Annotated in this window: 5 protein-coding genes; all 5 read right to left on the reverse strand. The window is 73.4% G+C overall.

Annotated features, from left to right (window positions below):
- Positions 1-183: 183 nt before the first annotated feature.
- Positions 184-546 carry a hypothetical protein gene (locus JWR81_RS31250; RefSeq protein WP_297661113.1) on the reverse strand — a complete coding sequence of 121 codons (363 nt, stop codon included), beginning with the start codon at positions 544-546 and terminating at the stop codon, positions 184-186.
- An 898-nt stretch (positions 547-1444) separates the two neighbouring features.
- Positions 1445-2395 (reverse strand): glycoside hydrolase family 6 protein, encoded by a 951-nt coding sequence (locus JWR81_RS31255; RefSeq protein WP_297661114.1) that lies wholly within the window; start codon positions 2393-2395, stop codon positions 1445-1447.
- A gap of 148 nt (positions 2396-2543) precedes the next feature.
- A complete protein-coding gene (locus JWR81_RS31260) occupies positions 2544-2867 on the reverse strand; it encodes a glycoside hydrolase family 6 protein (RefSeq protein ID WP_297661115.1) in 324 nt (107 codons plus the stop codon).
- Positions 2868-2908: 41 nt separating this feature from the next.
- Complete coding sequence (locus JWR81_RS31265; RefSeq protein WP_297661116.1) at positions 2909-3565, reverse strand: glycoside hydrolase family 6 protein; 657 nt, start codon at positions 3563-3565, stop codon at positions 2909-2911.
- A gap of 48 nt (positions 3566-3613) precedes the next feature.
- Positions 3614-3993: HNH endonuclease (locus JWR81_RS31270; RefSeq protein ID WP_297661117.1), on the reverse strand; the 380-nt coding region annotated here is incomplete at its 5' end.

The raw sequence follows: 3993 nt of genomic DNA on the forward strand, positions 1-3993 counted from the left end.
ATCGTCGCGATGCACGACGGGGAGATCGCCTCGGCCGACCTGATCGTTCAGGCCCTGCCCGCGATCGTCGACCTCATGAACGCCAAGCACCTCTGTTCGTCGGTCGACATCCGCCCCGACGCGACCGGGGGCGTGCTCGCCGGCCCGGGTTCACAACGCTCGAGCAACTCCTGACCAGGCCGCTCATCCTCCGGTCGTAAGGGTGTGTGCCGCCGCGACGTCGGCGGCCGACGCCACGTCGAGGTGGGGCGCCGTCCAGCGGCTCTCGGTGTGCCGGTGCGCGTCGTGCCGGGCGCGCACCCAGCGGGCCGCGTCGAGGGGGCGCAGGTGCTGGGACGGGCTGCCCCGCCCTGAGGTGTCGGCGCCCCACAGACCGTTCGCCTCGCACCAGACGGCCCCGATGGGCCCCTCGTCGGCGCAGTCGGGCTGGTAGCAGCGGATGGCGAGCAGCGACGCTCCGGGGCCCGGCGCGGCCGGCACGTCGGAGAACCGGAAGGCGTCCAGGCCGCTGTCGGTGCAGAACGCGACCGGGATGCCCGCGGGCACGGCGCCCGGGTGACGTCGTGGCGCTCGGAGCCCACGGTCACCGACCCGGCACCGTCGAACACCTGCCAGAGGACGGACCCCGCGCTGCGGACGCACCGCCGCGGGTCCCGGGACGCAGCCGGTGCATCTCGGTGCGCACGGCGGGCAGCGCGTCGCGTCCGGTGGCGGGGTCGGTGAACCGGACCACGGCGTGGCCGGGCTCGACCACGCCCGGGTAGCCCTCGGACTCCGCCTCGAGCTGGGTGGTGAGGGCGGCGCCGGTGTGCCTCCAGCGGTAGACGAGCAGCGGCGAAACCGGCGCGGACGGGCGGCGCCGACGGGCACGAGCCCCGGGTGAGCCCAGAGCCGTTCACTGCGCGAGACGGCGGCCGGGGTGCGGGGGCCGGCACGTCGGCCGGCGGATCGCTAGTGCCGGCGCGCATGATCGTCAGGCCGTCGACCCAGGTCATCGGGCCGTCCGGAGTGCTGCACTGTCCGCCCAGGGCTACCCCGGGTCCGAGCAACAGATCGCCGCGGGACACGACGTACCGGTCACCGGTGGGGTCGGTCCAGACGCCCCATCCACACTCGAGCGGCCCGCCGCTGCGCCAACCCCGATGATGGGAGGCGAGTGTTCCAGCACCGACACGTACCGTTCGATTCGGGTGCGGACATTGTTACGGGGGCGACCGGAGCTGTTGTGGTGCGTGACCGAAGACCTCGATACTCGTCCTCGATGTCGCAATTCAGGCAGTTGTGACAGTACCTTCCGTGGCGCGCTGAGCTGCGAAGACAACTCCCGTAATTGATGATCGCGTGGTGATCGACATCCGTAGTGCGACTGATGTTCCTGATCGACCGACTCCGGCCACCCGAATGCGCTACGTCAGTGACTGAACGCAGTGGTCGGCAACACGAGCTACCCGCCGGCCAGCGCCAACGCGTATTCGGGCCACCATTGTCCCGCCGCCGGCTCCCCGGGACGGCACGAGCCGTCCGACTCCCCCACCCGCTTGACCCACAGGTACGCGTCCACCAGCGGCTCCCCCGTCGACTGGGTCGGGGCCTGGCCCAGCTTCCGGCCCGGCGGGTTGCAGAACGACGGCCCGCCGTCCACGGTCTCCCCCGCCGGTTTGCCGTTGCCGTTGCGGCTGGTGTCCACCACGAAGTGCGTGCCGCCCAGGGCCCGCGACACCGACTTCCCGTACGCCACCACGTCCGGCGTCGGCCAGAAGTTGGCGACGTTCAGGGAGAAGCCGGCTGCCTTCTCCACCCCACTGCGGCGCAGGGCGTCGGCGACCTGGTTCGGGTCGGTGACGAAGCCGGGGTTGCCCGCGTCCAGGTAGACCTTCGCGCCTGCGCCGTCGAGGACGGTGATCGCGTCGGCCAGCAGGGCGGAGCGGTCGGCCGAACGCCCGCAGCCGGTGATCTCGTGGGGGACGGCGTCCGGTTCGAGGACGACGAGGGCGGGGCCGCCGTCCAGGGCCCCGGCCACCTCGCGGATCCAGGCGCGGTAGTCGTCGGACGAGGTCGCGCCGCCGCCGGAGAAGCTGCCGCAGTCGCGGAACGGCACGTGGTAGGCCACGAAGAACGGCGTCTTGCCGGCGGCGCGGGCCCGACGCACCTCGTCGGCCACCACCGGGGCCTCCTGGCCGGTGGGCGAGGTGAGCCACTTGGCGATGGGCTGGGCGGCGATCACGCGCATCTTGTCCGCGTCGGCCGTGCGGCCGGCCGCGTCCCACTCGGCGGCCTGCGTCGCCGCCGGGGAGGTGGGGTCGACGAACAGATCCGTCACCGACAGCACGCTCGTGGGCGTCGCGCAGCCGGCGAGCAGCACCAGCGCGAGCACGACGACCAGGAGGCGGGACACACCGAGAAGTCTCGCAGCCGGCTCCGCCCGCAGGCCCTTGCGGGAAGGCCACAAAACCCTGCGGCCCCGCAACCGCCACATGGAGTCCTGAGGCTGTCCGCAGGCCTCGTCGGACAGCCGTAGGCCGCCATGTGGCGGGTTCGTGCGACTACCTCGGGACCAGGGCCAGGGCGTAGTCCGCCCACCACTGCCCCGCGGGCGGCTCGCCGGGGCGGCAGGCGCCGTCCGACTCACCCACCCGCTTGATCCACAGGTACGCGTCGACGGACGGCTCGCCCGTCGTCGAGGTGGGCACCGCGCCGAGCGCACGGCCGGGCGGGTTGCAGAACGACGGGGCGCCGTCGACCGTGTCACCGGCGGGCGCACCGTTGCCGTTGCGGCTGGTGTCGACCACGAAGTGCTTGCCGCCCAGGGCCGCCGAGACGGTGCGGCCGTAGGCCAGCACGTCGGGGGTCGGGTAGAAGTTGGCCACGTTCAGGGAGAAGCCGTCGGCCTTCTCGACGCCGCTGCGTCTCAGCGCGTCGGCGAGGGCGGTGGTGTCGGGGACGAACCGGGGTTCCCCGCGTCGACGTACACCACGACGGGGCCCGCGGCCTTGAGCACGGCGACGGCTTCGGCGAGCAGCTCGGCCCAGCCGTCGACGCCACCGCAGCCGGAGACCTCCTGGGGCACGGCGTCGGGCTCGAGCACGACCGTCGCCGCGACCCCGTTCAGAGCCGCACCGACCTCCCGGATCCACGCCCGGTAGTCCGCCGCGTCGGCAGCGCCGCCGGAGGAGTAGCTGCCGCAGTCGCGGCCCGGCACGAAGTAGGGGACGAGCAGCGGGCGCTGCTTCGCCGCTGCGGCGCGCCCGAGGTAGGAGCGGACATCGGCACCGACCGCACGCGTGGGCTGGGTCAGCCAGTCCGGGACGGGCTGCGCCGCGATCTCAGCGATGCGGCGGGCGTCATCGGTGCGCCCCTCGGCCGCCCACTGCCGCTGCTGGCGGGCGGCGGGCGACTGCGGGTCGACGAAGAACCCCGACGGCGACGGCAGCGGGCCGGTGAGCGCGGTGGGCGGCATCGGAGGCGACACGTCTGCCAGGCCGGAGAACGCCGGCGCCGCCACGATCGCGACGGCCACGCCGACGGTGGCCCCGAGCAGGAGCGCGGTAGGACGGCGGGGCCTCATTGGGGCCATATCCTTACCGATCAGGCGCGGGGGTGACGGTCGATCAGCTCAGGCCGCCACACCCAGCCACGGCTCCCAGGCGGGCAGCGGTTCCACGGCCAGCACCAGCACTCCACCGGCCGTGCGGTGCGGCGGGCGTGGGGGCTCGGCGAGGCTCCAGCCGATCTCGTCGAGCATCTTGTCGGCCTTGCGGGAGTTGCACTGGCGGCACGCCGCCACGCAGTTCTCCCAGCTGTGCTGCCCGCCGCGGCTGCGCGGGACGACATGGTCGATGGTGTCGGCGCGACGGCCGCAGTAGGCACAGCGGCGCAGGTCGCGGCGCAGCACACCCGCCCTCGTCATCGGGACGGCGCGGCGGTAGGGCACGCGGACGTAGCGCGAGAGGCGCATCACCGAGGGAGCGGGGATGGAGAGGTTCTCCGAGTGGA

Origin of the sequence: Pseudonocardia sp. (genome assembly GCF_025965585.1) — a bacterium.
GTDB lineage: Bacteria > Actinomycetota > Actinomycetes > Mycobacteriales > Pseudonocardiaceae > Pseudonocardia.

What these genes read in the sequence shown, in the direction of transcription:
- JWR81_RS31265 (WP_297661116.1), bottom strand. Translation starts at nt 3,565, where the DNA reads ATGAGGCCCCGCCGTCCTACCGCGCTCCTGCTCGGGGCCACCGTCGGC.